Source organism: Candidatus Obscuribacterales bacterium (assembly GCA_036703605.1).
Classification (GTDB): Bacteria; Cyanobacteriota; Cyanobacteriia; order RECH01; family RECH01; genus RECH01.
In genome coordinates this window covers 1-5,614 of sequence record DATNRH010001215.1, presented here as the reverse complement: position 1 = coordinate 5,614, position 5,614 = coordinate 1, and the positions used below count along the sequence as shown (strand labels likewise).

Here is a 5,614-nt window from a genome sequence, read left to right as displayed (position 1 = left end):
TAGATCTGCAGCGTCCTGCACCACCTCGTCCACCCAAGCGCAGTAAGTCGCGTCGTGATCACGAGGAAGATGAGGAAGAAACGCCACGGGCAAAGAGTGTCAAGAGCAAGCGTCGCACGCAGCCACTCATTGACGAAGATGAAGATTTGGATGAAGTTCTCAATGGCGATGAGGATGGAGCTAATCAAGTCAGCCTATCCCTAGTCCGTCCGCCCAAGCCTAAGGGGCGTCCACCGCAGCCTAAGGCTCCTAACACAGCCCAAGCTCAGAAGAAGCGTTCTGGCGGCGGTTCTCGAGAAAATTCTCGCAATAGCCGACGCGATCGCCGCGAGCAAGAGCAAAAGGACAAACGGCCAGAACATATTGTGTTGACCGATAGCCTGAGCGTCCACGATCTAGCGGCGGTGATTGGTGTTCCAGAAACGGAAATTATCAAAACCCTCTTCTTTAAGGGTATTGCGGCTAACATCAACCAAATTCTAGATATTCCAACGGCGATTACCGTCACGGAAGAGTTTGGCATTACGGCAGAAACCGCTGAAGCTGAAGCTGAAGCGAAGAAAGTGACCGATATGATTGATGTGGGCGACCTAGAAAGCCTGCAGCGTCGTCCGCCAGTGGTGACCATTATGGGTCACGTCGATCACGGGAAAACCACCCTGCTCGACTCTATTCGGAAGACCAAGGTTGCCCAAGGAGAAGCGGGCGGTATTACCCAGCACATCGGGGCTTACCACGTGGATATGGGCGAAGGAGACAACGCCCAACAGGTGGTGTTTCTAGATACGCCAGGTCACGAAGCCTTCACGGCTATGCGGGCCCGAGGAACTCGGGTGACTGACATTGCTGTCCTTGTGGTTGCTGCTGATGATGGGGTGCGTCCGCAAACCATCGAAGCCATTAGCCACGCCAAGGCAGCGGAAGTTCCCATTGTGGTTGCCATTAATAAGGTAGACAAAGAAGGGGCTCAGACCGAGCGCGTCAAGCAAGAACTCACGGAGTACGGTCTGGTGCCGGAAGAGTGGGGCGGCAACACCATCATGGTGCCGGTGAGTGCCATCAATGGCGACAACCTCGACACCTTGCTGGAGATGATTCTCCTCGTAGCCGAGGTTGAAGATCTCTATGCCAACCCCGATCGCCCCGCACGTGGGACGGTCATTGAGGCGAACCTCGATAAGTCTCGTGGGCCGGTTGCTACCCTGCTGGTTCAAAATGGTTCACTGCGGGTAGGCGATACCCTTGTGGCTGGTTCTTCCTTCTGTAAGGTGCGAGCCATGATTGACGATCGCCTCCAACGGGTTGAGGCAGCCTATCCGTCCTTTGCAGTTGAGGTGCTCGGTTTAAGCGAAGTACCTGCTGCTGGGGATGAGTTCGAAGTCTTCCGGGAAGAGAAGGAAGCGCGAGCCGTTGCCGATTCTCGCAAGGAGCAACAGCGTCAGTCCCGCCTCCAGCAGGCTATGGCGTCTCGCCGAGTCTCCCTCAATACCCTGTCAATGCAGGCACAGGAAGGCGAACTGAAAGAACTCAACCTCGTGCTGAAAGCCGACGTTCAGGGTTCCGTAGAAGCCATCTTGGGCTCTCTACAGCAGCTACCCCAACAGGAAGTACAGCTTCGGGTGTTGCTGGCAGCACCGGGTGAGGTGACTGAAACAGACGTAGACTTGGCTGCGGCTAGTAATGCCGTGATCATTGGCTTCAATACCACCTTGGCGAGCGGTGCCCGTCAAGCGTCTGATGAAGCTGGCGTTGACGTCCGCGAGTACAACATCATCTACAAGCTCTTGGAAGATATTCAAGGAGCAATGGAAGGGTTGTTGGATCCTGAAATGGTGGAAGAACCACTAGGACAGGTTGAAGTGCGGGCAGTCTTCCCTGTAGGCAAGGGTGCTGTAGCCGGTTGCTATGTGCAGTCGGGTAAGGCGATTCGGAACTGCCGTGTGCGGGTGCGCCGAGGCAATGAAGTGGTTCACGAAGGTAATCTTGATTCCCTCAAGCGGGTGAAGGATGACGTGAAAGAAGTCAACGCTGGCTATGAGTGTGGCATTGGCTTGGATAACTTCAACCGCTGGGAAGAAGGCGACATTGTTGAAACCTTCAAGCTAGTCAGCAAGCGACGGACGTTGACGGTTTAGTCGTTTAGCCCGATCGGCTCATAACGTTCATTGATATACCATAGGGGGCGATCGCCCCCTATTTTTTTTGCCATCATCGTTGCTGAACATGCCTACCTTCTGACCTGTATCCTCAGACTTGGCATGGATCATAGCGAGAGGGGATACGCAGGACTAAGCTCCCATACCCGAGTAGTGCTTGAGCCCCTTATGCCACAGCCAACGGTTGAGCAGCCAGAAGATGGCAATCCACCCGAAGGTGACCAGAAACGCCTGGGTCAGATTTACCGGCAGCCCTACGATCAAACTGGCTGGAATATTAATCAAATAGGGAAACGGTGTCCATAGGACAAGCGATCGCACCATAGGCGGAAAAACCTCTAACGGGGCGACCATACCCGAGAGAAATAGATAGAGCAAAAACCAGAACTGCTCAATGGCAACGGCCCGCTCCATCCAAAAGGCAAACATAGCAAAGGTGTATTGGATTAAGAAGCGCAGGATAAAGGCCAGCACGGTCATCATCAAGCCCAGACCTAGGTTAGCGAGATCGGGCTGCCAGAGAGCATCGGGGTAGAGGGTGAAGAATAGCACCATCATACCGATGACCAAGGGAAGTCGCGCTAGCCGTTCTGCCGTGTGGGAGGCGAAATGATGCCAGCCAGGATCCAAGGGCTGCAATAACTTAGCGGAAAGCGTTCCTTCCACCACCTGCCGTTCAAACTCCCAAATCACCCAAACGACCGTCAGTTGGCGCACGAGGAAGACCGCGAAGAAATAGCGGACAAACTCTAAGGAGGACAGGGCAAACTGTCCGGTCTCAGCCGCCTGCACCCAAACCCCCATGAGAATCAGCGGTAGGCTACCCGAGAGCACCCAAAACAACAGCTCTGCCCGGTATTCCAACATGTAGGCGTAGTACACCACCATCAAGGTTCGGGCAATATGCCAGGGGCGACGCCCTTGAAAGATGGTTGTCATCACGTTACATGTCCTTGCTGAAAAACTCGGCCAATCACATCTTCAACCGGCGGATCGGTAACGGTTAGATCAATCACATCCAGATCGGCCAGCAAACGAGCAATAACGGCAGGGAGCTGATCGCGATGCACCATAAACCTAGCAATACAGCCTTCAACCGATTCTAACTCCCCGTAGGCTTGGAGGCGATCGCTTAAGGACTGCGGCGCAAGCGAGGCAGACTGCTCACCCAGTTCCACCGTCACCTCTCGATAAGGTGCGAACTTCTCCAATAGGTTCTCTAAGCCGCCATCGTAAATCAAGCGCCCGGCATAGATCAGCATCACCCGCTGACAGAGGGCCGTAATGTCAGCCATGTAATGACTGGTCAGCAAAATCGTGGCACCATAGCGCTGATTATACTCCCGCAAAAAGTTACGGACGCTTACCTGCGCATTCACATCTAACCCTAACGTCGGTTCGTCTAGAAACAACACCTGAGGACGATGCACCAAAGCTGCCAGCACTTCTGCCTTCATCCGTTCCCCCAAAGACAGCTTGCGCACCGGTTGAGTCAGCTTGCCCTCCAGGGACAGCATCTCCACCAGCTCACCGACTCGATGGCGAAACTCTCCTTCCTCAATGCCATACACCGCTGCATTAATCCGCAGAGAATCCATAGCAGGCAGATCCCAAATGAGCTGCTGCTTCTGCCCCATCACCAGAGTAATGCTTTGCAAAAAGGAGCGATCGCGTTGATAAGGGACATGGCCAGCCACCCGTATATCCCCGGTCGATGGATGAATCAAGCCCGTGAGCATCTTCAGGGTCGTCGTTTTCCCAGCTCCATTGGGGCCTAGAAATCCCACCACTTCCCCCGGCTCAATGGTGAAAGAAACATCTTGTACAGCATTGACCTGGTGGTAGGTGCGCTTGAACAAATGCTGTAGCGTTCCCCGCAATCCCGGCTGCTTAACGGCAACCGGATAGGTCTTGCTGAGATGGTGGACTGAAATCATTGACATGTAGCAGAACTGGGCTAAAGACCTTGAACAGAGAACCAGCGCCGCTCTATACCCTCAGACTCTTCTCAGAACCCTCTCATCTCAGCGACTGGCCCATCTCTTACTAATAGAAGAGTAGCGCGCCAAGCCTACATTTGCCGGAGATATCCAGTCTCAGTCTAGACAACAGGATTGCCTAACCCATAACAGACCTAACCGAGTCATGCCTCCGCGTTCCCCCATAGGGATCCCGTCGGGATTAGACATCCTGATCCTCCATCTATGATTTGCATCAATCCAAGCAGGGCTACAATCCGTAGCTTACATAAAGCCGAACGTCATTGGCGAGGTTACACACCTTGAGGTGGTTGCCCTAGGCAGTCTGTTTTTTCGAAAAAGCAACTAGACTGTTTACAAAACTAAATATTAGTCAACATCTGCGGTATAGCCTCAAGCAAGCGGTATCTACTTCTCAGTCCCTAGCTTTTGTCCATCATTTGAGTCTTGTTTATGACCCCTCCTTCACTGCAGAATCATCGCTCCGCACGCGTCCAGGCGCGCTGGCATGTCTACCCTGCCACGCTCATAGGGTTTGGACTGATGGTCAGTGTGGCATTCGTGATGGTGGCATGGCTAGGAGGGCATGGCCCGACCCAGCAAATTGCTCAACAAATTCAATGGTTTCAACAGCATCCGCCCACTTGGGTGCAGGCTCCTGCCCTATCCTTAGAGCACCTCCTGATGCCCACGATCGCTCTCTTGGGGACAGTGCTGATCACCATGAAGCTGTCGCCCCAGCCGAATACATGGTCACGGGGCATTGTTGTCGGTACCTTGGCGATACTGACCCTGCGCTACCTTCTCTGGCGATCGCTCTCCACGCTGAACTTCGGCACTCCCCTATCCGGATTGCTGAGCGTGGGTCTGCTGGCCCTGGAGTTACTTACCCTGAGTGCTAGCACGATCCAACTGTTTTTGCTCTTCAAAGTGCGCGATCGCCGGCGAGAGGCCGATGTCCTATCCGTCGATGTCCAGTCGGGTGACTACCAGCCCTCCGTTGACGTCTTGATCCCCACCTACGATGAACCCGAAGCCATCCTGCGGCGCACCGTCATTGGCTGCCAGGCCATGGACTATGCCAACCATCGGGTCTATCTGTTAGACGATACCTGCCGCCCCGGAGTACAGCGCTTGGCCCAAGAACTCGGCTGTGAGTACATCACCCGCCCCGACAATCGTCACGCCAAGGCTGGCAACCTCAACCATGCGATCGCCCAAACTACAGGAGACCTGATCGTGGTCTTCGATGCGGACTTCGTGCCTACCACTAACTTTCTGACTCGCACATTGGGCTTCTTCCAAAAACCCAATGTGGCCCTAGTGCAAACCCCCCAGTCGTTTTATAACCCCGATCCCTTAGCTCGTAATCTGCGCCTAGAATCGGTGCTAACCCCAGAAGAAGAGGTCTTCTACCGGCAAATTCAACCCATGCGCGACGGCACCCGCAGTGTAACCTGTTGCGGCAGTTCCTTTGTG

General features: G+C 54.1%; 4 protein-coding genes. 2 read left to right on the top strand and 2 right to left on the bottom strand.

Going from position 1 to position 5,614, the window contains the following annotated elements; genetic code table 11:
* Positions 1-2,135: translation initiation factor IF-2 (gene infB / locus V6D20_25105; protein HEY9819061.1), on the top strand; the 2,135-nt coding region annotated here is incomplete at its 5' end.
* 153 nt (positions 2,136-2,288) lie between these two features.
* Here infB and V6D20_25100 read toward each other — a convergent pair.
* Positions 2,289-3,095 carry an ABC-2 family transporter protein gene (locus V6D20_25100; protein ID HEY9819060.1) on the bottom strand — a complete coding sequence of 269 codons (807 nt, stop codon included), beginning with the start codon at positions 3,093-3,095 and terminating at the stop codon, positions 2,289-2,291.
* Positions 3,095-4,093 carry an ATP-binding cassette domain-containing protein gene (locus V6D20_25095; GenBank protein HEY9819059.1) on the bottom strand — a complete coding sequence of 333 codons (999 nt, stop codon included), beginning with the start codon at positions 4,091-4,093 and terminating at the stop codon, positions 3,095-3,097. The genes V6D20_25100 and V6D20_25095 overlap by 1 nt, the downstream gene beginning before the upstream one ends.
* A gap of 495 nt (positions 4,094-4,588) precedes the next feature.
* Between V6D20_25095 and V6D20_25090 the strand changes: the two genes are divergently transcribed.
* A partial coding sequence (locus V6D20_25090) for a glycosyltransferase (protein ID HEY9819058.1) occupies positions 4,589-5,614 on the top strand: 1,026 nt, incomplete at its 3' end.